Below are 23,348 nucleotides of genomic sequence, written 5' to 3' on the forward strand. Positions count from 1 at the left end.
GCCGTCCCGTCCGCGCGACCCGCCCGCCGAGGGCAAGACCGTCGTGGCCGCGCCGGCCCTGGCCGCGCGGCGGGCTTCCTTGCGCTCGCGCACCGCCAGGCGCTCCTTCCGCCGGCGCCCGTCCTGAGCCGCCAGGACGAGCAGCACGACGCCGAGGAGCGCGAGCAAGACTCCGATGACCATGACGGGCACGGTGGTCGGGCGCTTCTCCTCGAGCTGCCACGTCAGGGAGACCTCCGGGGCCTTGCCCTTGTCCGTCGTGGCGATGAGCGAGATGGCTCCCGGCTTGTTGACGTCGTAGACGGCCTCGACGACCTTCCCGCCGGTCTTGGTCTCCAACCACATGTCCGAGTCCTTGAGCGCAGGGATCCCCTCCACGGTTCCCTGCGAGCTCTTGGTCGCAAGCTCCTTCCAGCTCTTCAGACCCGTGATGCGGGTCGCTTTGACGCCCTTGACCCAGGCCTCCACGTCCTGGGAAGTTCCGAACGCCACAGTGACATTGGATCCATCCACACTGGCCACTCGCACCTTGACTTTCGAGTCGGCGGCGTCTAGGACGCCGGGCGCGGTGTAGACGTAAGGCGTCGATCCACCCTTGGCCACGGCCTTGGCCTCGCCGTCGGACTTGCCCAGTATTCCCGTGGCAAAACCCGCTATCGCAACGATGAGGCCCAGTACGCATAGCGCGATGCCGGCGATCTTTCGCATATTCTCCCTCTCGTCATCCGAAGGTGTTCCGCGTGTGTGTCGTGAGGCCGGCCGTCGCGGCGGCGGTCCGCCCGGGAACGTCAACCCTCAGTTTATAACGTTTCAATAACGATACCGTCTCACATTCACTGGAACGGGTTAGGTACATCACCCTCCTTCCTCGTATTCTAGTCATGTTGGGATGAAGCCGAGTCTCTCAGCCATGTGCACGAGTTGCCGGCGCCTACACACCCCCCTGCCACAATCTGGAAAGGCCAAACAATGGTTGAGGAAATCGCACGATTCCCCGTCGTGCGCCGTGGATACGACCGGGCTCAGGTCGACGAGCAGATCCACTCGTTCGAGGTACAGCTCGAGGAAACTCAGGAGAAACTGGACGAAGCACGCACGCAGGTGTCCAACCTCGACTCGAAGGTCCTGCGGCTCTCGGGAGAGCTCGCAGACACGCAGCGCCAACTGCGGGAGAACGACCGGCCGAGCTACGGAGGCCTCGGATCGCGCGTCGAACGCCTTCTCCGCTCGACGGAGAAGCAGGCCATGGACGTCATGGCCCAGGCCAATGCGGACGCACGGGCCATCGTCTCGCGCGCCCAGGCCCAGGCCGCCGAGTTGGCCGCCTCCTCCGAGTCCGAAGCCCAGGAGACGCTCGCCAAGGCGCGCTCCGCAGCCGAACAGCTCCGCAACAATTCACGCAAAGAGGCGGATGCGCTGTCCGCGAATGCCCAGCACACGGCGGAGGAGCTCGTCTCCTCGGCCGAGCGCGAGGCCGACCGCGTCCGGGCGCTGGCGACCAACGAGTCCTCCACGCTCCGCTCGCAGACCGCCCACGAGATCGAGCACATGAAGGCGGGCCTGGACGCCGAGTTGGCGGACATGCGCACGTCGACCGAGCAGGAGATGTCCACGCTGCGCGCCGAGACCGAACGCGAGGTCAACCGCCTGCGCACCGAGGCCAACGAGGAGGTCGCCGCCCTGAGGGCCGCCGCCAATCGAGAGGTGACGACCATGCGCGAGGAGGCTGCCTCCGAGCGCGCCGCGGCTGACGCCGAAGCCCGCCGCCAGACCGAGAACATGGTCGCCGACGCCGAATCCCGCGCCGAGGACGCCGAGCGTCGCCTGGTCATCGCCACCCAGCGCGCGACAGCCCTGACGGAGTCGAGCAAGCGGGAAGCGGCCACGAGGATCGCCGACTCCCAGCACGAGGCCGAGGAGCTCCTGTCGGCCGCGCGCGAGGAGGCCCAGCGCATCCGCCAGGCCGCTGCGACGAAGGCCGCCGCGCGCACCGCCGAGGCGGACGAGCACGTCGCTTCGCTCCAGGCGCAGTGCGACGCCCTGACGTCCTATCTGGACGACATGCGCGCCATGCTCGCCCCCAACGAGTCGGGGCTGGTGCTCTCCAACATCATGGAGGCCGCGGGGCTGAAGCCCGCCCCGGTCGCCGCGCAGCGGCCGGCGTGGATGGACGAGGTCGCGGAAGGCGGCGACGCCGGCGAGGACGAGGCGGTCGTCGAGGCGGTCGAGGACGCACCGGTCGAGGACGCCGAGCCCGCTCCCGCCGAGGCGAAGAAGGAGCCTGAGGCGAAGAAGACGCCGAAGGACGCCAAGCCCGCCGAGGCGAAGAACGCCAAGAAGGCGAAGAGCGCCAAGGGGTCGAAGCCGGCCATCAAGAAGGTCAGCTGAGAAACCGCGAATGCGCGTGAGGGCTCGGAGCGTTCCGGGCCCTCACGCATGCGGGTGCGTCTTACGCATCCGCGATACCGACGGGAGCCGTGGCGGTGCAGGCGTGTCTCACACGCGTGCGCGGTACCTCCGCCAGCAGGAGGAGTGCCAGTGCCTGCGCGAGTCGATGCCGTACTGGGCTCCCCACAGCGTGTCCTCGGTCCACACGACGACGTGGTCCTGGCCGGCGGGGATCCTCTGGTTGCAGTCCGGGCACACGTAGTCCTTGGCGCCCGAAGGGATGCGGCGGACCTTGTATTCGACTCCGTCCCGGCCCGTCTCGCGTCTGACGCCGCCCATAGCCGCCCGTTCGTCGATCGGGCGGAAAGGCCTGGAGTGCTTCTTCGATCGTCGCATCGCAGCCCTAGAAGAGGCGGTCTTCGGGGTTGTCGAGCCCGCGCATCTCGTCGTAGTCGAGGACGAGGCAGTCGATCCCCCGGTCCTCGGCGAGCACCCGGGCCTGGGGCTTGATCTCCTGCGCGGCGAAGACTCCGCGCAGCGGAGTCAGGAGCGGGTCGCGCCCGAGCAGGTCGAGGTAGCGCGTCAGCTGTTCGACCCCGTCGATCTCGCCCCGCCGCTTGACCTCCACGGCGATGTGGCCGCCCTCCCCGTCGCGGAGCATGAGGTCCACGGGTCCGATCGGCGTCGGGAATTCGCGGCGGACGAGGCTGACCCCCTCCCCTACGCGCTCGACCTGTTCGGCGAGCAGCCTCTGCAGATGCGCCTCGACGCCGTCCTTGACCAACCCGGGCTCTGCGCCCAAGTCCATGCTGTGATCGCCGAGGACGTCGTAGATCCGGACGACGAGCCTGCCGTCGGCCTTCCTGTGGCTGACCTCCCACACCTCGGCGACCCCCTCCTCGGCTTCGACGTCGGTGGGAGTGCGGACCTTCAGGGAGCACGGGGCGCTCATCCAGTTCAACGGCTTGTACGAGCCGCCGTCGGCGTGGACGAGCACCGAGCCGTCGGCTTTGACCATCAGGAGCCTGGCCGCCCTGTCGAGGTGTGCATCGAGGCGGCCGGAGTAGTCCACGGAGCATTCAGCGAAAACGACGCGCATACCGAGCAAGCCTACCCGAGGTCGGTCGGCTCTTCCGAGGGGGCCGCCGCGTCGATCCAGGAGACGAGTCCCGCGAACGCGAGGGTGGGCATGAACAGCTCGTAGCGTCTCCCGCCGGAGGAGATGTCCACGATCGACATCTCTGGCGAACCGGCGTCGGACGGCACCCTGTGGCTTCCCGCGAGTTCGAGGCCTTCGCGGGAGAACACGAAGGCGGGCTTGAGGTTGGCGGCCTTGCGGGGGTACCAGACGATCGCGTGCCCCTGGAAGGTCGCGATGCCGGTCCGCCACCGCCCGCCGATGGGCCGCAGGGCGCACTGGACGGCGCCGTACTTGGACAGGAGGGCGCGCAGCCGCAGCGTATAGGCGATCACCACGAGCAGGGCGAAGACCAGCGCGGCGCACAGGATCGCGGACACGTACCCCAGTGGACCCATATGCCTCCTCTCGTGTCTTTCGACCCTACTCCGAATGCCCCTTGTCGGACTGCTCGACGACCACGTACACGAGGTCCTCGTCGACGGTGACGAAGCCCCCGTCGACTTCGAAGACGAGGTGGCGGCCGTCGCCCTGGAGGACTTCGACCCTTCCGGGGCTCAGGAGGGCCATGAGCGGCGTGTGCCCCGGAAGGACGCCCATGGCGCCGTCGTGGGACGGCACGGAGACGTGCCCGGACTCTCCGGCCCACACGCGTCCCCTCCTGTCGACGATCTCGACCTTCATGAGCGCCGCGTCCGCGGGCATCAGCCCTGCTCCTTCTCAAGCTTGTGCCACGCCCGCTCGATGTCCTCGATTCCGCCGATGTTGAAGAAGGCCTGCTCGGGGATGTGGTCGTATTCGCCGTCCGCCAGGCGGCGGAAGGCCTCGACGGTCTCGTCCACCGGCACGGTCGAGCCCTCCACGCCCGTGAACTTCACAGCCGTGTAGGTGTTCTGCGACAGGTACTGCTGGATGCGCCGGGCCCTGGCAACCGTGACCTTGTCCTCCTCGGAGAGTTCGTCGACGCCGAGGATGGAGATGATGTCCTGCAGCTCTTTGTTCTTCTGGAGGATGGCCTTGACGCGGGTGGCGACGTCGTAGTGCGCCTGGCCCACGATCTGCGGGTCGAGGATGCGCGAGGTGGAGGTCAGCGGGTCGACGGCCGGATACAGGCCGCGCGAGGCGATCTCGCGGGAGAGCTGGGTCGTGGCGTCCAGGTGGGCGAAGGTCGTGGCCGGAGCGGGGTCGGTGTAGTCGTCGGCGGGCACGTAGATCGCCTGCAGCGAGGTGATCGAATGCCCCCGCGTGGAGGTGATGCGCTCCTGAAGGGCGCCCATCTCGTCGGCAAGGGTCGGCTGGTACCCGACGGCCGAGGGCATGCGGCCCAGCAGGGTGGAGACCTCCGAGCCCGCCTGGGTGAAACGGAAGATGTTGTCGATGAAAAGGAGGACATCCTGGTTTTCGACGTCGCGGAAGTACTCGGCCATGGTCAGGCCGGACAGCGCCACGCGCAGGCGCACGCCCGGCGGCTCGTCCATCTGGCCGAAGACGAGGGCGGTCTTGTCGAGGACCCCGGCCTCGCCCATCTCGCGGATGAGGTCGTTGCCTTCGCGGGTGCGCTCCCCCACTCCCGCGAACACGGAGACGCCGTCGTGGTCCTGGGCCACGCGCTGGATCATCTCCTGGATGAGGACCGTCTTTCCGACGCCGGCACCGCCGAACAGGCCGATCTTGCCGCCCTGGACGTAGGGGGTGAGCAGGTCGATGACCTTGATCCCCGTCTGGAACATCCGCGTCTCGGGCTCGAGCTCGTCGAAGGCCGGCGGCTTGCGGTGGATCGGCCAGCGCTCCTCGACCTGAAGGGGCTCGTCGCCGTCGAGGTTGAGGCACTCGCCGAACACGTTGAACACGTGGCCCTTGGTCACGTCTCCGACGGGGACGACGATGGGGGCCCCCGTGTCGGTGACGACGGCGCCGCGCACGAGCCCGTCGGTCGGCTTCATGGCGATGCATCGGACGATGTTGTCTCCGAGGTGCTGGGCGACCTCCAGCGGCATCTCGTAGGAGTTCTCGCCCTCGCCCTGGGTGGACAGGTCGACGTGGGTCGTCAATGCGTTGTTGATCTCCGGCAGGGAGTCGGCCGGGAACTCGACGTCGACGATGGCGCCGATGACCTGGACGATGCGTCCGGTTCCGGGGGTGGATACGAGCGTGGCGGTCATGTCTCTCCTTCGCGGCGGGTTTACGCGTCCTGCTTGAGCGCGTCTGCGCCCGAGACGATTTCAGTGATCTCTGTGGTGATCTCCGCCTGGCGGGCGTTGTTGGCCATGCGGGTGTAGTCCTCGATGAGCTTCTGGGCGTTCTCCGTGGCCGAGTGCATCGCCTGCTGTCGCGCGGCCAGCTCGGAGGCGGCGGCCATGAGCAGCACAGAGCGAATGCGCTGGCTGACGTACATCGGCAAGAGGGTGTCGAAGACCTCCTCGGCGGAGGGCTCGAACTCGTAGAGCGGCCGGGCCGCGGCCACCGGGTCGCCGAGCTCGTCGACGGCCGCGGGCTCGGCCTCCTCGGCCTCGGCCTCGACGACCTCCAGGGGCAGCATGTGGCGGACCTGGACGACCTGGGAGACCATCGAGACGAAGCGCGTGCACACGACGATGAGCTCCGCGACCCCGCCGTCGTCGGCCGGAGCGAGGTAGCGGCGGAGGAGGGTCGAGGCGACGTCGTCGGACATCGCGATGCTCGGGTTGTCGGACTCCCCGGTCCACGACTTGACGACCTCGACGCCGCGGAAGCGGTAGTAGGACTCGCCCCGGCGCCCGCACACGTACAGGACGGGGTCGCGCCCCTCCTCCCGCAGCTGGCCCACCAGGCGATCGGCCTCGCGCAGCACGGAAGAGGAGTAGGCGCCGGCCATACCGCGATCCGAGGTGACGACGAGCACTGCGACCCTGTTCGTGTCCGTGCGCTCGGTGAGCATCGGGTGATCCGACTCGGAGTCGTGCAGGGCGACGGCGGCTATCGACCGGGTGAGGGCGCGGGTGTAGGGGTCCAAGCCCTCGGCGGCGTTGCGCGCCTTGGCGATGCGCGACGCCGCGATGAGCTCCATGGCCCTGAACACCTTCTCCAGAGTGGAGGTCGTTCTGATCTTCTCCTTGAAGATCCTCTGTGCTCCGGCCACCGTCAGCCCCGCTTCGCGCGCACGATCCGCTCGCGGGCGACCTCGGCTTCGACCTGGTCGCCGGGCTCCTCCTCGGCGACCAGGCCCTGGGAGACGAGGAAGTTGCGGGTGTACTCCTCGACGGCCCGTCTCAACTCCTCCTCGGTGTCCTCTTCGAGCCTGCCGGTCTGGGCGATCGTCTCCGGCGCCTTCGTGTTGTGGCGGACGTAGTCGAGCAGGCCCGCCTCGTAGGCGTGGACGAGGTCGAGCGGGACGTCGTCGAGGTAGCCCTGCGTCCCGGCCCACACCGAGACCACCTGGTCCTCGGCGGTGTACGGCGTGTACTGGGGCTGTTTGAGGAGCTCCATGAGGCGCTCGCCCCTGGTCAGCTGCTGGCGCGTGGTCGCGTCGAGGTCGGAGGCGAACATGGCGAAGGCCGCCTGCGCCCGGTACTGGGCGAGCGTGATCTTCAGGGTTCCGGCGACTTTCTTCATCGCCTTGATCTGGGCGTCGCCGCCGACGCGGGAGACGGAGATGCCCACGTCCACCGCCGGGCGCTGGTTGGCGTTGAAGAGGTCCGACTGGAGGAAGATCTGCCCGTCGGTGATCGAGATGACGTTGGTGGGGATGTAGGCCGAGACGTCGTTGGCCTTCGTCTCGATGAGCGGCAGGCCCGTCATCGAGCCGCCGCCGAGGTCGTCGGAGAGCTTGGCGCAGCGCTCCAGCAGACGCGAGTGCAGGTAGAAGACGTCGCCCGGATAGGCTTCGCGGCCCGGCGGACGGCGCAGGAGGAGGGAGACGGCCCGGTAGGCCTCGGCCTGCTTGGACAGGTCGTCGAAGACGATGAGCACGTGCTTGCCGCCGTACATCCAGTGCTGCCCGATGGCCGACCCGGTGTACGGGGCGAGGTATTTGAAGCCCGCCGGGTCGGAAGCCGGGGAGGCGACGATCGTTGTGTACTCCATGGCGCCGCCCTTCTCCAGGGCGGAGCGCACCGAGGCGATGGTCGAGCCCTTCTGGCCGATGGCCACGTAGATGCAGCGCACCTGCCTCTTCGGGTCGCCGGTCTCCCATTCGGTCTTCTGATTGAGGATCGTGTCGATGGCCAGGGCCGTCTTGCCGGTCTGGCGGTCTCCGATGATGAGCTGCCGCTGCCCGCGGCCGATGGGGATCATCGCGTCGATCGACTTCAGCCCGGTCTGCAGCGGCTCGTGGACGGACTTGCGCATCATGACGCCCGGAGCCTGGAGCTCCAGTGCGCGGCGGCCCTCGACGCCCTGGATCTCGCCCAGCCCGTCGATGGGCTTGCCGAGCGGGTCGACGGTGCGGCCCAGATAGCCCTCGCCGACGGGGACGGACAGGACGTCTCCCGTGCGGCGCACCTCTTGGCCCTCCTGGATGCCCGAGAACTCGCCGAGGACGACGACGCCGATCTCCCGTTCCTCGAGGTTCATGGCCAGGCCGAGGGTGCCGTCTTCGAAGGTGAGGAGTTCGTTGGCCATCGTCCCGGGCAGGCCCTCGACGCGCGCGATGCCGTCGGCGGTCAGGGTGACGTGGCCTACCTCCTCGCCCGTGGATTCGGCGGGCTCGTAGGAGCTCACGAAGTTGTCGAGCGCCGCCCGGATCTCCTCGGGCCGGATTGTCAGCTCAGGCATTCATCATTCCTTCGTCGTGGGGGTTCCCAGTTGCTTTTACTTTCCGATGGCGTCCGAGACGCCCTTGATTCGTGTGGCGAGCGTCGCGTCGACGACGTCGTCGCCGATGCGGATGCGCATGCCGCCGACCACGTCGGGCGAGACCGAGACGTGCAGCGAGACGTCTCCGCCGTACTTCGCGGAGAGGATGCGAGTCAGGCGCTCCTCCTGGGCCCTGCTCAGAGGCGAGGCGACCGTCACGGCGGCCACGAGCCTGCTCTGGCGCGCGGCGGCGGCGTCGACGTACGCCCGCAGCGAGGAGGCGAGCGTGGGCAGGGGCACCCGCTCGACGGCCCGGAGGGCCAGGGCCAGGGTCTCCGGGCCCAGGGACTGCGCCCACAGCGAGGAGGCCAGGCGCACCCGGCGCGAGGCCGGAAGCGACTCGTCCGAGAGCGTCAGGCGCAGAGAGCGCTCGTCCGCCAGCAGGCGCATGAGGCGGTAGAGCTCCTCCTCGGTCGCCCCCAGGCGTTTGCAGCGCTGCGCGCCGGCCAGGACGGAATCGACTCCGAGCTCTTCCAGGGCGTCCAGGAGGTCGGCGTCCTGAGCCCATCTCTCGCGGACGAGGCCGACGACGAGGTCGCGCACGCAGCCGCCGACCTTCCCGTCGAGGAGCCGCGAGGCCAGCGCGCCGCGGTCGTCCGAGCTGCGGTTGGCGTCGTTCAAGGCGCGGCACAGGGCGCCCTCGCCCCGGAAGAGGTCCGCGACGGCGAAAAGCTGGATCCCGAATTCGGTCTCGCTCCCGGAGGACTCCCGCAGGACGGCCTCCCAGCGGTCGCGTGCCCTGTCCAGGGCCTCCTGACTGGCAGCGCGCATCGGTCAGTTCCTCCCGTCGCCCTTCGTCCGCCCCGCGTCGCGCGATCCCGCGCCGTTCGCGGCACCTCCCTGGGAAGCCGCGCCGGCCGGCGCGGCCACGTCGGCCTCGAGCTCGTCGAGGAAGCCGTCGACGACCGTCTGGGATACCTTCGGGTCGAGCACCTGCCGCCCGACGATGCGCCCGGCCAGCTCCGTGGCCAGGGATCCGACGTCGCGGCGCAGCTGGGCCTTGGCGATCTGGGTGTCGGCGGCTATCTGGCGCTGGGCCGCCTCCGTCACGCGAGAGGCCTCCACGCCCGCCGCCTTCTTCGCCTCGTCGACGATGGCAACGGCGTTGGCCTGCGCCTTCTCGCGGATCTGGGCGGCCTCCCGGTGGGCCTGGTCGATCTCGTCAGACAGGGCCGCCCGCTCCTGTGCGACCTCGTCCCGGGCGCGGGCGGCCGCGTTGAGCCCCTCGTCGATCTTCCGAGTGCGCTCGTCGAGCGTGCGGGTGAAGGTCGGCCAGGCGAGTTTGAAGATCACCAGGGCGACGATGACGAACGACACTGAGCCCCAGACCAGGTCCGGCACTTCCGGCAGGATGGGCAGGGGTGTCTTCTCAGCTGCGTCGACGATCATGATCAGGCGGCGAAGGCGAAGCCGGCCACGAAGCCCAGCAGGCCGAGGGCCTCGGTGAAGGCGATGGACAGGAACATGTTGACGCGCAGGTAGCCCTTGAGCTCGGGCTGGCGAGCGGTGGCTTCCTGGTTCTTGGCGCCGATGAGGCCGATGCCGATGCCGGGGCCGAGGGCAGCGAGTCCGTAACCGATGGTGGCGATGTTACCGCTCATTTTGAGTTCCTTTGCTGGTTTGGTTGATGGATCAGTGTTCGATGGACAGGGAGATGTACGCGGCCGTCAGCAGGGCGAAGATGTAGGCCTGGAGGGCGGCGACGAAGGCTTCGAAGAGCGTGAAGACGATCCCGGCGAGGAGGGTGAGCGAGCCCAGGGAGATCCCCAGCCCTCCGCTCAGCGACAGGTAGAGGTAGTGCGTTCCGACGAAGCACAGCAGAAGGAGCAGGTGCCCCGAGATCATGTTGGCCAGGAGTCGGATGGTCAGGGTGACGGGGCGGATGACGAAGGTCGACAGGAGCTCGATCGGCGTCATGAGGATGTAGATGGGCTTGGGCACGCCGGGGGGGAAGAGCTGCTCCTTGAAGAAGCGGCCGAACCCGTTGGCCTTGATCCCGGCGTAGATGAAGCCGACGTATGCGACGAGGGCGTAGACGAGGGGCATGCCGACGATCGAGGTCGAGGCGATCTGCAGCCCGGGGATCACGCCCGTGATGTTCATGAAGAGCAGCCCCAGGAAGACCGTGGCGAGCAGAGGCTGGTAAGGCTTGGCCCTCTCCCCCAGGATCTCCTCGCCGACCTGGCGCTTGGAGAACTCGAGCATGGACTCGACCACCCCCTGGGCGCGCCCGGGCACCAGGCGGGCCCGCTTCGCGTACAGGGTGAAGACCACGACGAACGCCAGGGTGGCGACGAGGCGGACGAAGACGATCTGGTTGATCTCGAAGGGAGTTCCCTTGAAGAGGAAGGGCTCCGGCGAGAAGACGCTGAACTTGGGCGCTTCGAAGCCGCCGTCCCCCGAAGCGAGGACCGAGCCTGCCGCCGTTGCCATGACCGCGTGTGCCACTCCGTGCTCCTTCACTCTCGGCTCAGCGTCGCTGACGGCGCCCGTTCAATGCTATAGAAGAAATACAAGCCCCGCGAGGCATAGACGATCTTATGTTACCGCGGCTGGCTGTCGTCGTCATGGGTTTCACGAAAGTCCGATTGGCGTGAGAGCAAGACGACAAGCGCGTCGACCGCCAGGGAGACGACGAGGCCGACGGCGACCGCCGCCAGCAGGGCGAGGCGGTCGACCGACCCGATCCTTGAGGCGGCGAAGGCCACCCCGACGAGGAGCAGGAGCTTGACCGCGTAGGCGAAGCCGGCCGCCGCGCCCGCGTGGCCGGCGCGCCCGGCGACCGCGGCCGACAGCGCCGCCGATCCGGCGACGAGCCACGCCCCGATCCCGATCCCCGCGGCGGCCGCGGCGCGACCGGCCGCGGCGAAGGCCACGGCGACCGCCGACCCGGCTCCCCCGACGACTCCCGCATTCCAGGCCGCCACGCGCAGCAGCACCCCGGAGCCGTCGGCGCCGGGCGACGCCGACCCGCGCCCGGTCGAAGCCGGCCTCCCGGCGCCGCGCGCACGGCCGCCCACGTCACTTCGCCTCGGAGGCGGGGATCCGCGTGGTGGCGTCGACGCGGCCGTTCCCGTTGCGGCGGAACCTGCGCGGGCGGAACTGGCGGGCGGTGACGATCACGCCCACGAGGGACAGGGCGATCGCCGCCGGCCCGACCGTCGTGGCCGGATACCGGACGAGGGCGACGCAGGTGAAGGAGGCCATCGTCGCCCACATGTACAGGACGAGGACGGCGCCGGTGTGCGAGTGCCCCAGGCGCAGCAGGCGGTGGTGGAGGTGCCCGGCGTCGGCGTGGAAGGGCGACTGGCCGCGGGAGACCCGCCGGACGACCGCCCACACGAGGTCGATGAGCGGCAGGAGGATCACCGCGGCGGGGACGATGAGCGGCATGATGGCCGGGAGCTGGTAGCCGACCGACGCGTTGGCGGGGTCGATCTGGCCGGTCACGAGGATGCCCGCGGCCGCGATGAGCACGCCGAGCGTGAGGGCCCCCGAATCCCCCATGAAGATGCGGGCGGGGTGGAAGTTGTGCGGCAGGAAGCCGGCGCATATCCCTACGAGCGCCGCGACCACGACGCAGGCCACGGAGGCGTAGTCGTCCGGGGAGGCGTTGCGCGTGAGCGTGTAGGAGTAGAAGAAGAAGGCCAGGGCGGCGATCCCCGCGATGCCCGCGGCCAGTCCGTCGAGCCCGTCGACGAAGTTCACCGCGTTGGCCACGAGCACGACGGCGACGATGGTCACGAAGATCGTCAGGCGCGGCGAGCCGGCCGTCACGCCCATGAGCGGCACGGTGACGAGCTGGACGCCCTGCCAGGCCATGACGCCCGCCGCGAGGATCTCGCCGGCGAGCTTGGCGTACCAGTCGAGCTCCCACACGTCGTCGACGGCGCCCACCAGGCACATGAGGCCCGCGCCGACGAGCACGCCCCAGGCAGCCGACCCGAAGGCGAAGACCTTCGCCAGGTAGGGGATCTGCGAGGCGACGAGGAAGGCCACGACGAAGCCCGCGTACATGGCGACTCCGCCGAGTCGGGGAATCGGGATGGTGTGCACGTCCCGGGCCCGCACCTGGGTGATCGCCCCCAGGGCCAGGGCCAGGCGCTTGGCGACGGGGACCAGGACGAAGGTGACGGCCGCCGCGACCATCATGATGAGCAGGTAGACGCGCACTAGCCCGCCACCTCCCCGACGAGCGAGAGGTCGCTCCGGGAGACCGCGCCTTCGCGGTACAGGCGGATCCGCGCGCCGTCGAAGCCGACGATCGTCGAGGGCGCGCCGCCGCGGCACTCGCCGCCGTCGAGGTAGACGCTCACCGCCTCACCGAGCTGCTCGCGCGCCTGGGCGACGCTGGTGGCGGGGGGCCGGCCCGTGAGGTTCGCCGAGGAGACGGCCAGAGGCCCGGTTCGGCGCAGAAGGGACAGCGCCACGGGATGGCCGGGCATGCGCAGCGCGACGGTCCCGTTCGTCTCTCCCAGGTCCCATCCCAGCTGCCGCGCCGGCAGGACGAGGGTGAGGGCGCCCGGCCAGTGGGCGCGCATGAGGGCGGCCGCCGCGTCGGGGATGCGCTCGACTAGGCCCTCCGCCTGCCCGAGGGAGGCCACGAGCACCGGCGAGGGCTTGTCGCGGCCGCGGCCCTTGGCGGTCAGGAGGCGGTCGACGGCGGCTTCCTCGCGAGGGTCGGCGCCGAGCCCGTAGACGGTGTCGGTCGGCAGCACGACGAGCTCTCCCGCGCGGATGGCGCGCACCGCCGCGTCGATCGCCTCCGCCGCGGGCCGCGAGGCGCCGTCCGCAACCTGCGAAGTGCCCGCTGCGGCCTGCGAGGCGAGCGCGCCGGGCGCCGATCCGCCGCCCCCCCGCTTCAGAGCGGGATTCGCCTCCACGCCGCCCTTCTCCCGGCAAGTGCCTGCCGTTCGCGTACTGCCCATTCTCGCTCCTTCCGCGACTAGCTTAGTCCGACTGGCCGATCAGCCCGCCGGCCGATCAGCTCGGCCGGCGGCATCCGGGCCCACAGCCACCGGGGGCGTCCGGTCAGGTCGGCCCCGGTTCTGGCCAGGGAGAAACCCCGAGTCCAGGCCGCGTCGCGCAGGGCCTTCGCCTGATTCTCCGCGTGCTCCATGACGAGGACGCCTCCGGGCCTGAGGAGCCTGGCGGCGCGTGCGACGACGGCGCGCGGCATGTCGAGGCCCTCGGGGCCTCCCCCCCACAGGGACATGGCGGGGTCGGCTTCGACCTCCGGGCTCAGGCGCAGATGCGGCGACACGTACGGCGGGTTGGCCACGACGACGTCCACGCCGCCGTCCTCCTCGCGCAGCGCCACCCGGGCGTCGCCCTCCACGAGTCTGACGCGGCCGCCGTATTCCGCGTTGTTCCGCTGCGCCAGGGCGAGCGCCCCGGGCGACTTCTCGACCCCGATCACCTCGGCCCGCGGCACTTCGGTCGCGACCGCTATGGCGATGGCCCCGCTGCCGGTGCACAGGTCGACGACCGTGGCCGCGCCGCGTTCGTCGAGGGCCTCGCGGGCGGCGTCGATGGCCTCGCCCGCCACCATCTCGGTTTCGGGCCGCACGATGAAGGCCTCGGGAGTGCAGGCGAGCGTGAGGAAGCGGAAGTACATCGTGCCGGTCACGTGCTGGAGGGGTTCGCGGGCGCACCTGCGCGCGACGAGCCCGCGGTAGGCCTTCTCCTGCTCGGGCGTCGGACCCGCGGCGACGGCGAGCCTCTCGCCCGCGACATGCTCGGCGAGTTCCCGGGCGTCGGACGCCGGGGAGTCGATTCCGACGGCGGCCAAGCGGCCGGTCGCCTCCAAGACGAGCATGTTCCAGCCCATTCGGTCCACTACCCTTCCAACTTTCCCAATCGGCCGCGGTTCTCTAATCGCGCCAGTCAGCCGCGGCTCCGACTCGCTTCGCGTCCTGTCGCGGTGCGGCCTCACGGCTGCCCACGGCTCCGGGTCCTCGGGCCTCTCCTCGCCGGGGCCGTCTGCCGGGTCTCTCCCCGTCGAGCTTCGGGCTGCGCACTCGCGGGCGTCCGCGATGCGGCCTTCCCGCCGTCCGGCGGTCCGCCGTCGCCGGCTTCGGCCGCGCATCGCAGTCTCGGCCGCGGGCGTCTGCCGGGCCCGGCCAGTCAGCCTTCGGCTGCGGCGATGCGCTCGGCCTCGTCCATCCGGCGGGCCGAATCGATGAGCGGCTCGAGGTCCCCGGCGAGGACCTGGTCGAGGTTGTGGGCCTTGTACCCCGTGCGGTGGTCGGAGACCCGGTTCTCGGGGAAGTTGTACGTGCGTATCCGTTCGGAACGGTCGACGGTGCGGACCTGTGAGCGGCGCATGGCGGCGTTCTCCTCGGCCTGACGCTCCAGCTGGATCTGGCGCAGGCGCGCGCGGAGCACGCGCATGGCCGACTCGCGGTTCTTGATCTGCGACTTCTCGTCCTGGCAGGAGACGACCAAGCCGGTGGGAATATGCGTGATGCGCACGGCGGAATCCGTTGTGTTGACGGACTGCCCGCCCGGGCCGGAGGAGCGGAAGACGTCGACGCGGATGTCGGCGTCGGCGATCTCGACTTCGCCGGGGTCGTCGACCTCCGCGAAGACGAGCACCCCCGCCGCGGACGTGTGTATGCGGCCTTGCGATTCGGTGACGGGGATGCGCTGGACGCGGTGGACTCCAGCCTCGTACTTGAGGTGCGCCCACACGCCGTCGGCCGGGTCCTCGGGAGCGTGGCGCAGGCGCACCGCCATCTGAACGTCCTTGTACCCGCCCAGTTCGCTCGGCATGGAGCCGAGGATCTGCGTGATCCAGCCCTTGGCCTCGGCGTAGCGCTGGTACATGCGCAGGAGGTCTCCGGCGAAGAGGGCGGACTCCTCGCCGCCGGCGCCGGCCTTCACCTCGACGATGGCGTCGCGGGCGTCGTCGGGGTCCCGGGGGATGAGCGCGTCCTTAAGGGCCGACTCGGCCTGGGCGAAGGCCTCCTCCAGGCCGGGTATCTCGGGGCGGAAGAGCTCGGCGTCCTCTCCTCCGAGCCCGACGATCTCGCGCGCCTCGTCCAAGTCGGCGCGGGCCGCGAGGAATGCTCCGTAGACGCGCGCGACCCTCCCCAATTCGGCGTAGCGGCGCCCCAAAGCCCTCATCTTCTCAGGCGAGGCGAGCACGGCGGGGCTGGACATGTCAACCTCGACTCGGCGGTATTCGTCGAGCATCTGCTCGGCGAGCTCGATCCGCTTGTCCCCTTCGGCCTTCCTGCCGCCCCTATCGCTCACGTTTCCTCCTCGGATCCCCGACTCGGCCGAATCCCGGCCGAACCCTGCCTGCGCATCCCGGGCAGCGCTTCCACGCTTCCGGCTCATGCGCGCCATGCTCGCGGATCGCTCACGGTCTGCGCTCGCGGATCCGCATCGGTTCCCATACTCGCCCATTTGCCGATCCGCGTCGATTCCACGCTTGCCGACGTCGATGCGCCCTGTCGACGCGAACTCGCGTCGGCGCATCCGGATCCGCACTTCCGGATCGCCGCCGTCCCGGCCTCGACCAACAGCGCGGACTCACCTCTCCGGCTCGAATCCATCGCCCATCGCCCAGGCCAGAACCGGACTGCGCCGCCTCGACCCCTTCGTGGCTGGTGTCGAGCAGCCATCGCCCAGGTCCGAACCGGGCCGCGGTCAATCCGCGCGGCTTCGCTCGCGCCGTCGACGGGCTGATTCCCGTGAGCAGACGGGCGCAAGCGCGCGGACCGTCGCGCACCCAGGTGGTGCGTCGAGCTCTCCGAGGGGAACCGGACCCGGCCGACCGACTGACCGCGCAGGCGTCGAACCGCCGCGCATGCGGATGGGCCGATCGTCTCGGCGCCGTAGTCCCCGTGCGTGCGGTCGAGCCGCCTCGCATGCGGACAGGACTGCGGCCGCCGGACCTGACCCGTCGGACCGGAGTCGAGCCGTCATGCACGCGGGCAGGACACAGCACCGGCATGATCGCTAATCGGCAGGTGAGCGGCGTCGGCGAAGACGGGCACGGCCTGCGTCGATGCCGGGCAGAGCCTACTTGGACTTGGTGCGCTTGCCGTAGCGTGCCTCGAAGCGGGCGACGCGACCGCCAGTGTCGAGGATCTTCTGCTTGCCCGTATAGAAGGGGTGGCAGGCGTTGCACACATCGACGCGGAGCTCGTCGCCTTCGTGGGTGGAACGGGTCTCGAACTCGTTGCCGCAAGTGCACGTGACTTTGACGGCGTGGTAGTCGGGGTGGATGCCCTGCTTCATAATGGTCTTCTCCTTGGATCGTTTGACGTCCCGGGTCCAGTCCGAGGGCCGCTCCAGGCGGAGCGCCCCGCCGCCCGAACCCGTCGAGGTGGAATACCCGCCTTGAGCGGTTTATTCCCCGGACGAGCGCGTCGCCCTGTAGAGAGCGTAGAGTGCGCCGCCCGGCAGAGCGCCGACGAGTGAGACACCCTCCGCTGACGTCCCACGACGGGAACGCTCCATTGAAGGCGACTACACGAACCGGGCGCCTCTCGGGCGGGCAGGCGGCGGCGAACCGGTGAACCGGAAACCGACGTGCCATTATGCCACGGCGAAGCACCGACGCGCATCCGCGAGGCGGAGTGAGGCGGGGCGGCGAAGGGCCGTGAGATAGGGCGAAGCTGGGTACTGAGGCGAAGCGGGGCCAGACGAGGAACTGCGAGGCGACCGGGGTACGGCGAAGCCTGAGGCCTAGCGAGTTGACGGTCCACGACCCGCAGAACGTCGCAGACCACCCGGCTGACCGCCCCATGAGCAAGGCGAGGCCTGCAACGGGATGATGTCCGCGAATCTGCAGAACGTCACGCGGACCGCCCTTGGGCGGGCGCGGCCGAACCGAAACACCGGGACGAACCACGCGTCGGGACCGCCCTTGGGCGGGCGAGGGTCGAACGACACCCACACCGACCGACCTCGATCAGGGTCGCTTCGTCGATCCATCAAGATCGCAGTCGCCGGCAGTTTCGACCGCCGGCCGACGACGCCTAGTCGCGGTTGCATTCACGGCCGGCCGCAGGCCCGTCAGCGACTCAACCAGCCGACCAACGCTGGAACCAACCGCACAACCGACTGTCGAGCAACAAGCCCGCAGACCACCATCCCGAGCAGCAGGCCCGTTTGCAGGCTGCGTCCAGTTGGTCGATTTCGGCGCTAACCCCCTGCGGGCAACGGCCCCGTCGCCCATCGAACGCCCGTCAAACGTCCATCGAACGCCTGTCGAACACCCCGCCGAGCACCCCGTCAGCCGGCGGTCGCCCCGCTGGCCTGCATCGACTTCATAATCGACACGAGGAACTCCGCGTTGGACTCCGTCTTGCGCAGCCGCCCCAGCAGGAAGTCCGAAGCCTCCGGCACGTCGAGCGTGCCCAGCGCGCGGCGCAGATGCCAGATGACTTTGAGCTCCTCGGTCGCGAACAGCAGCTCTTCGCGCCGCGTACCGGAGGCGTTGACGTCGATGGCGGGGAAAATGCGGCGATCGGCCAGCTGGCGCGACAAGCGCAGTTCCATGTTGCCCGTGCCCTTGAACTCCTCGAAGATCACCTCGTCCATCTTCGACCCCGTCTCCACGAGCGCGGAGGCGATGATCGTCAGCGAGCCGCCGTCCTCGATGTTCCGGGCCGCCCCGAAGAATTTCTTGGGCGGGTAGAGAGCCGCCGCGTCCACGCCGCCGGAGAGGATCCGGCCCGACGTCGGCGCCGCAAGGTTATAGGCGCGCGAAAGCCGGGTCAGCGAATCCAGGAGCACGACGACGTCCTGGCCGAGCTCGACGAGTCGCTTCGCCCGCTCGATCGCGAGCTCGGCGACGATCGTGTGGTCCGAGGCCGGGCGGTCGAAGGTCGAGGCGATGACCTCGCCCTTGACCAGGCGCTTCATGTCCGTGACCTCCTCGGGCCGCTCGTCGACGAGGACGACCATGAGGTGGACGCGCGGATTGTTCGAGGCGATGGCCATGGCGATCTGCTGCATGACCATCGTCTTGCCCGCCTTGGGAGGGGCGACGATGAGGCCGCGCTGGCCTTTGCCGATCGGGGCGACGAGGTCGATGGCGCGCGGCGTCATCGCCTTGGGGGTCGTCTCCAGGTGCAGCATCTCCTGCGGATAGAGCGGGGTCAGCTTGTTGAACTCGGGGCGCAGGGCTGAGCGCTCGTGGTCGAGCGAATTGATCGTGTCGATCTTGACCAGCTGGTTGTAGGCGTTGTGCTTGCGATTCTGGTTGCGCCCGCGGTTGTTGTAGTGGTTCGTCTCGTTCTCGCCGCGCGGGCGGACCGCGCCGACGATCGCGTCGCCGCGGCGGAGCCCGAACTGCTTGACGATCTGCTGGGGGACGGCGGCGTCGTTGGCGCCGGGGAGGTATCCGCCGGTGCGCAAGAACGCGTTGTTCCCTTCGAAGTCCAGGATGCCGGCCACCGGCAGCAGCTCTTCGTCGTCGCGAACCCGCGGGGCGAACCCGCTTTCGCGATCCCGGCTGCGGTTTTTGTTGCGTTCGCGGCGTCCGCGGCCGCGTTCGCCGCCCTCGTTGCCGCCGCCGGCGCGGCGCTCGGCCGCCTCCCCGATGGCGTCGAGGGCCGCGCGCTTGTCGGAGGCGGACATCTCCGAGCGGTTGTTGCGGTTCCTGTTGAGGCGCTCGTTGCGCTCCCTGCGCTGGCGGCGCGAGAGGACCTCGCGCTCGGGCTTCGGATCGGGAAGATCGAGGTCCAGCGAGGCGGGGTCGGGCTTCCTGTCGGGCTTCTTCCCCGGCCGGCCGCCTTTGCCCGCCGAGGCGGAGCCGTTGAACGGCTGAGCCTTCCCCTGCCGGGAGCCGCCCTGTTCGTCCTGGCGGCCCGAGTCCGCGGGAGTTCCGCCCGCCTCTCCGCTCGACGCGGGCTGGGCGTTCGGCGGGGCCGCATTCTGAGCCGGTTCGGCGTTCTGCGGAGCGGCGTCGCGATCCGGTTCGACGTCCGGCGTGCGTGATGCCTGGGCGCCCTCTTCCGGCTCGGGCTGGCCGCTCCCCTCCGGCTCGGGACGGGCGGAGGATTCGCCGTTGTGCGCGGACTCATCCGCGTGCCCCGGGCTCTCCGGCTCCGATGGCGCCTCAACCGCGGAAGCGGCCTCCTCGGCGGCCTTCGAGACCTGCAGCGAGGCCTGCGCTCTATCCTTCTTCGATTTCGGCGGCCGCCCGCGGCGGGCTGGGCCTGTAACCCCTCGGATAGCCGCCACGATTTCAGCCTTTTTGGCCTTGGGGTCGATCTGAAGACCCAGCGCTTTGGCGGCTTCCTTCAGCTCGGGCAGACGCATGGTCGAGATCGCCCCGAGATTGACTTGACTCACGAGGTTCCTTCCTCGGATTCCCGGCACACCCGGAAATCTAACGTAGTGGAGAAAAGACACCGAATGTGCGTAAATTCGGTGGGGTACACCCGGGGCGCATTGCGACAGTCCGGGCTGGAGCTAAGCGTAGCAGCAATTTACTCCATTTTGCTAAACGTCTATGAGATGCGCCTTTCGTCCGACCCCCGAGCGCAGCGCGCGGAAGCCCCGATCGGCTAGAAGATCCGCCGTTTTCCGGTCCACTTCGTCGAAGACGAGGATCGAGGGGCCGGCCCCCGAGATCACGGCGGGCCACCCCGCTTCGCGCAGCGCGCGGAGCACCTCGGCGGACTGCGGCATCGAATCGGCGCGGTAGTCCTGGTGCAGGCGTTCGCGCGTGGCTTCGAAGAGCAGTTCCGGAGAGCGCTCCAGGGCGACGACGAGCAGGCCCGCCCGGGCCGCGGTGAACGCGGCGTCGGCGTGGGGGACTTCACTGGGCAGGACCGAACGCGCTTCGCGCGTGGCGAGCTCGGCGTTGGGAACGAGCAGAGTCGTTCTGACCTCCGGCGCCACCTCGATCCTCGCCACGCCCACGGCCGGGCTGGGAGACCCCTCCCCGGCCTCGCCCGGGGGCGCCGGACCGTCCGCATGGGCGAAGCCGTCCGCTCCCGCTGGGCCCGAGGCCTCCCCCGCGCCCGGTTCGGCGGGCGGAGCCGCCCGGCCGGGGTCGTCCTTCACCCAGGAGAGGACGATTCCGCCGTGCAGCGCGGGAGCGGCGTTGTCGGGGTGCCCCTCGAATCCGGTGGCCAGGGAGAGGACCGCGGCGTCGTCGAATTCCTCGGGGTGGTCGACGAGTCCGCGCACGAGCAGGAGCCCCGCGACGACGGCGGCCGCGCTCGAGCCCAGGCCCCGGCCCTGGTAGATGCCATTCCTGCAGGTCAGTTCGATCCCGGCCTCGGGAAGCCCCGCGGCCTGGAAGCCGCGCCGCATGGCGCGGACGATCAGGTGCGACTCGTCGGTGGGCAGGCTGGCCCTCCCCTGGCCTTGGATCACCACCCGGGTCGCCCCGGTGGTGAGCCGGACATGAACTTCGTCCCACAGATTGTGGGCCATGCCCATCGAGTCGAATCCCGGGCCGAGGTTGCCGGACGTCGCCGGGACGCGGACCGCGGCGGTGGCGCGCGCGAACCGCATCAGAGTGCCAGAGCGGCGACCGCCGCCTCGACCGTGGGGGCGATGGGGTCGATGTCGACCTCGCGGCCGCCCAGCGCCGTGGCCGTGTCCTTGAGCCCGTTGCCGGTGACCGTGCACACGATGGTCGCGCCCTGCGGGACCCTGCCCGCCTCGGCCGCTTGGATGAGGCCCGCGACGGAGGCCGCGGAGGCGGGCTCGACGAACACGCCGACCTCGGCTGCGAGAACCGCCTGGGCCGCCAGGATCCGCTCGTCGGTGACGCGGTCGATCCACCCGTGCGAATCGTCGCGGGCCGCCTCGGCGTACTTCCACGAGGCCGGGTTTCCGATGCGGATCGCCGTGGCGACGGTCTCCGGCTCGTCGACGGGCTCGCCGAGCACGAGCGGCGCGGCCCCCCACGCCTGGACGCCCCACATCTCGGGCAGCTTGGTGGAGGCCGCGGGCAGGCGCGTCGCGGTCTCGTCGAGGGAGGCGAGGGTCGTGCGGCCCGCGTATTCGCTGTACCCCATCCAGTAGGCGGTGATGTTGCCCGCGTTGCCGACGGGCAGGACGTGGATGTCGGGGGCGTCGCCCAGTTGGTCGACGATCTCGAAGGCGGCCGTCTTCTGGCCTTGGAGCCGGTAGGGGTTGACCGAGTTGACGAGCGCCACGGGGTGGGTCTCGGTCAGCTCCCGGACGATGCGCAGGCAGTCGTCGAAATTGCCGTCCACGGCGACGAGCGTCGCGCCGTGGACGATCGCCTGCGCCAGCTTCCCCGCCGCGATCTTGCCCGCGGGCAGGACGACGGCCGACTGCAGCCCGGCGGCCACGGCATAGGCCGCCGCCGAGGCCGACGTGTTGCCCGTCGAGGCGCATGCCACGACCTTGACGCCGGTTTGCAGGACGCGGGAGACGGCCGTGGTCATCCCCCGGTCTTTGAAGGAGCCCGTGGGGTTCGCCCCTTCGACTTTGACGTAGACCGTCGCGCCGGTCCGCGCGTCGAGCGCCGGGGCGTGCACGAGGGGCGTCCCCCCTTCGCGGAGGGTGACGACCGGATCTCCCTCGCCGAAGGGGAGGCGATCGGGGTATTCGGCGATCAGACCGCGCCACTGGTGCGCCATCAGGACTCCTCCACTCGATTGACGTGATGGACCTCCGCGACGAAGGGCGCGGAGGAGAGCTCTGCGAGGGTGGCCTCGAGGTCGGCCTGGCAGGCCTCGTGGGTCGTGGCGGTCAGGCGGGCGAGTCCGCCCTCGCCGACGCCCTGCACGACCGAGCGGATCGACACGCCGTGGGACGCGAAGGCGCTCGTCACCCTGGTCAGGACGCCGACTTCGTCGAGCACGGTGAACTCCACCTGGAACCGGGAGCGCCCCTCCTGCGGGGCGAGCACGCGCAGGTCGGCGTACACGAGCTCCCGGGGGGCGTGCCCGCCGTCCACCCGATGCGACGCCGCGGCGACGACGTCGGAGAGAACCGCCGAAGCGGTCGGCGCCCCGCCGGCGCCGCGGCCGTAGAACATGAGCCGGTCGGCCGCCTCCGCCTCGATGACGATGGCGTTGAACGGCCCGTGCACCGAAGCCAGCGGATGCGTGGCGGGCACGAGGGTGGGGCCCACGTGCAGCTCGATGCCGTCCGGACGGCGCTTGGCCGAGGCGATGAGCTTGACGACGCAGCCCGACCGAGCGGCGGTGGCGACATCGTCCGCGGTGATGTGGCGGATGCCGTGGACGTGGACGTCGTCGAGGGCCACCCGCGTGTGGAAGGCGAGGGAGGCGAGGATCGCGCACTTGGCGGCGGCGTCCAGGCCGTCGACGTCGGCGGACGGATCGGCCTCCGCGTACCCGAGCTCCTGGGCCTTGGCGAGGGCTTCGCCGAAGTCCATGCCCTTGGTGGTCATCTCGTCGAGGATGTAATTGGTGGTGCCGTTGACGATGCCGAGGACGGCCATGATGCGGTCGCCGGCCAGGGATTCGCGCAGCCCGTAGACGACCGGGACCGCGCCGGCGACGGCGGCCTCGTAGTACAGGTCGACGCCGGCGGCGGCCGCAGCCTGGTACAGTTCCGGCCCGTGGGCGGCGAGGAGCGCCTTGTTGCCGGTGACCACGGAGGCGCCCGTTCGGAACGCTTCGAGGATGAGGCTTCGCGCGGGTTCGACGCCGCCGATCAGCTCGATGACGATGTCGGCCTGCGAGATGACGCGGTGCGGGTCGTCGGTCAGGAGGCCGCGGTCGATCGCCGGGTCCCTCGGCGCCTCCAGGTCCCGTACGGCTATTGCGACGACCTTGAGCCTGGCGCCCGATCGCGCGGCCAAGTCCTGCGACTGCTCTTCGAGCAGGCGAGCCACTTGAGTGCCCACGGTCCCGCACCCGAGCAGGCCGATCCTCACGTCTTTCACGCATTCTCCTTTCGCTGGGAGTAGCTTACCCGGCCGGACGCCCCGCGTCAGTACCGGTCCACGCGCGCCGGCCGGTTCCGGGAGCGCCGGATCGGGGCGCGACGCTAGACTTGACCCGCGGGC

Annotated in this window: 23 protein-coding genes; 1 reads left to right on the forward strand and 22 read right to left on the reverse strand. The window is 69.9% G+C overall.

The features are described from left to right. Positions 1-708: hypothetical protein (locus HMPREF0043_RS01180; RefSeq protein ID WP_021600946.1), on the reverse strand; the 708-nt coding region annotated here is incomplete at its 3' end. Positions 709-969: 261 nt separating this feature from the next. On the opposite strand from HMPREF0043_RS01180, the gene HMPREF0043_RS01185 reads away from it, so the two are divergent. Further along, positions 970-2,388, forward strand: a complete 1,419-nt coding sequence (locus HMPREF0043_RS01185; protein ID WP_021600948.1) for a hypothetical protein — start codon at positions 970-972, stop codon at positions 2,386-2,388. Between the two features lie 108 nt (positions 2,389-2,496). Here HMPREF0043_RS01185 and HMPREF0043_RS01190 read toward each other — a convergent pair whose 3' ends face one another. From HMPREF0043_RS01190 to HMPREF0043_RS01290, 21 genes are all read right to left on the reverse strand, one after another. Continuing rightward, entirely contained in the window at positions 2,497-2,784 is a 288-nt protein-coding gene (locus HMPREF0043_RS01190) for a hypothetical protein (RefSeq protein ID WP_040317561.1), read from the reverse strand. Positions 2,785-2,791: 7 nt separating this feature from the next. Continuing rightward, entirely contained in the window at positions 2,792-3,487 is a 696-nt protein-coding gene (nucS, locus tag HMPREF0043_RS01195; RefSeq protein WP_021600950.1) for an endonuclease NucS, read from the reverse strand. 11 nt (positions 3,488-3,498) lie between these two features. Then, the gene (locus HMPREF0043_RS01200; protein ID WP_021600951.1) at positions 3,499-3,924 is read right to left on the reverse strand and encodes a DUF2550 family protein; all 426 of its coding nucleotides are present in this window, start codon (positions 3,922-3,924) and stop codon (positions 3,499-3,501) included. 25 nt (positions 3,925-3,949) lie between these two features. Beyond that, positions 3,950-4,231 (reverse strand): F0F1 ATP synthase subunit epsilon, encoded by a 282-nt coding sequence (locus HMPREF0043_RS01205; protein ID WP_021600952.1) that lies wholly within the window; start codon positions 4,229-4,231, stop codon positions 3,950-3,952. Next, a complete protein-coding gene (atpD, locus tag HMPREF0043_RS01210; protein ID WP_021600953.1) occupies positions 4,231-5,688 on the reverse strand; it encodes a F0F1 ATP synthase subunit beta in 1,458 nt (485 codons plus the stop codon). The genes HMPREF0043_RS01205 and atpD overlap by 1 nt, the downstream gene beginning before the upstream one ends. Before the next feature lie 20 nt (positions 5,689-5,708). Continuing rightward, entirely contained in the window at positions 5,709-6,644 is a 936-nt protein-coding gene (locus HMPREF0043_RS01215) for a F0F1 ATP synthase subunit gamma (RefSeq protein WP_021600954.1), read from the reverse strand. 2 nt (positions 6,645-6,646) lie between these two features. After that, positions 6,647-8,278 carry a F0F1 ATP synthase subunit alpha gene (atpA, locus tag HMPREF0043_RS01220; protein WP_021600955.1) on the reverse strand — a complete coding sequence of 544 codons (1,632 nt, stop codon included), beginning with the start codon at positions 8,276-8,278 and terminating at the stop codon, positions 6,647-6,649. A 36-nt stretch (positions 8,279-8,314) separates the two neighbouring features. Next, complete coding sequence (locus HMPREF0043_RS01225) at positions 8,315-9,130, reverse strand: F0F1 ATP synthase subunit delta (protein ID WP_021600956.1); 816 nt, start codon at positions 9,128-9,130, stop codon at positions 8,315-8,317. Between the two features lie 3 nt (positions 9,131-9,133). Continuing rightward, on the reverse strand, positions 9,134-9,748 hold the full coding sequence (gene atpF / locus HMPREF0043_RS01230) for a F0F1 ATP synthase subunit B (RefSeq protein WP_021600957.1): 615 nt from the start codon (positions 9,746-9,748) through the stop codon (positions 9,134-9,136). Positions 9,749-9,750: 2 nt separating this feature from the next. Beyond that, complete coding sequence (gene atpE, locus HMPREF0043_RS01235; RefSeq protein ID WP_021600958.1) at positions 9,751-9,960, reverse strand: ATP synthase F0 subunit C; 210 nt, start codon at positions 9,958-9,960, stop codon at positions 9,751-9,753. Between the two features lie 31 nt (positions 9,961-9,991). Continuing rightward, positions 9,992-10,792 carry a F0F1 ATP synthase subunit A gene (atpB, locus tag HMPREF0043_RS01240; protein ID WP_021600959.1) on the reverse strand — a complete coding sequence of 267 codons (801 nt, stop codon included), beginning with the start codon at positions 10,790-10,792 and terminating at the stop codon, positions 9,992-9,994. A gap of 110 nt (positions 10,793-10,902) precedes the next feature. Then, positions 10,903-11,379, reverse strand: a complete 477-nt coding sequence (locus HMPREF0043_RS01245) for a hypothetical protein (RefSeq protein ID WP_040317562.1) — start codon at positions 11,377-11,379, stop codon at positions 10,903-10,905. 1 nt (position 11,380) lies between these two features. Beyond that, positions 11,381-12,532, reverse strand: coding sequence for an MraY family glycosyltransferase (locus HMPREF0043_RS01250; protein WP_021600961.1), 1,152 nt, complete (start codon positions 12,530-12,532; stop codon positions 11,381-11,383). Continuing rightward, positions 12,532-13,287, reverse strand: a complete 756-nt coding sequence (locus HMPREF0043_RS01255; RefSeq protein ID WP_021600962.1) for an L-threonylcarbamoyladenylate synthase — start codon at positions 13,285-13,287, stop codon at positions 12,532-12,534. Before HMPREF0043_RS01255 ends, HMPREF0043_RS01250 begins: the two co-directional genes overlap by 1 nt. A gap of 17 nt (positions 13,288-13,304) precedes the next feature. After that, a complete protein-coding gene (prmC, locus tag HMPREF0043_RS01260; RefSeq protein ID WP_021600963.1) occupies positions 13,305-14,189 on the reverse strand; it encodes a peptide chain release factor N(5)-glutamine methyltransferase in 885 nt (294 codons plus the stop codon). A 296-nt stretch (positions 14,190-14,485) separates the two neighbouring features. Then, on the reverse strand, positions 14,486-15,556 hold the full coding sequence (prfA, locus tag HMPREF0043_RS01265) for a peptide chain release factor 1 (RefSeq protein ID WP_040317577.1): 1,071 nt from the start codon (positions 15,554-15,556) through the stop codon (positions 14,486-14,488). A gap of 834 nt (positions 15,557-16,390) precedes the next feature. Next, positions 16,391-16,609 carry a 50S ribosomal protein L31 gene (gene rpmE, locus HMPREF0043_RS01270; RefSeq protein WP_021600965.1) on the reverse strand — a complete coding sequence of 73 codons (219 nt, stop codon included), beginning with the start codon at positions 16,607-16,609 and terminating at the stop codon, positions 16,391-16,393. A 999-nt stretch (positions 16,610-17,608) separates the two neighbouring features. Continuing rightward, positions 17,609-19,642 (reverse strand): transcription termination factor Rho, encoded by a 2,034-nt coding sequence (gene rho, locus HMPREF0043_RS01275; protein ID WP_021600966.1) that lies wholly within the window; start codon positions 19,640-19,642, stop codon positions 17,609-17,611. Between the two features lie 183 nt (positions 19,643-19,825). Further along, positions 19,826-20,848, reverse strand: a complete 1,023-nt coding sequence (gene thrB, locus HMPREF0043_RS01280) for a homoserine kinase (RefSeq protein WP_021600967.1) — start codon at positions 20,846-20,848, stop codon at positions 19,826-19,828. Continuing rightward, positions 20,848-21,948: a threonine synthase gene (gene thrC / locus HMPREF0043_RS01285; RefSeq protein ID WP_021600968.1), complete on the reverse strand. Its 1,101-nt coding sequence runs from the start codon at positions 21,946-21,948 to the stop codon at positions 20,848-20,850. The genes thrB and thrC overlap by 1 nt, the downstream gene beginning before the upstream one ends. Continuing rightward, complete coding sequence (locus HMPREF0043_RS01290) at positions 21,948-23,225, reverse strand: homoserine dehydrogenase (protein WP_021600969.1); 1,278 nt, start codon at positions 23,223-23,225, stop codon at positions 21,948-21,950. The genes thrC and HMPREF0043_RS01290 overlap by 1 nt, the downstream gene beginning before the upstream one ends. Positions 23,226-23,348: the final 123 nt, after the last annotated feature.

The sequence above is a fragment of the Actinobaculum sp. oral taxon 183 str. F0552 genome, from assembly GCF_000466165.1.
In the GTDB taxonomy this organism is placed as follows: domain Bacteria; phylum Actinomycetota; class Actinomycetes; order Actinomycetales; family Actinomycetaceae; genus Peptidiphaga.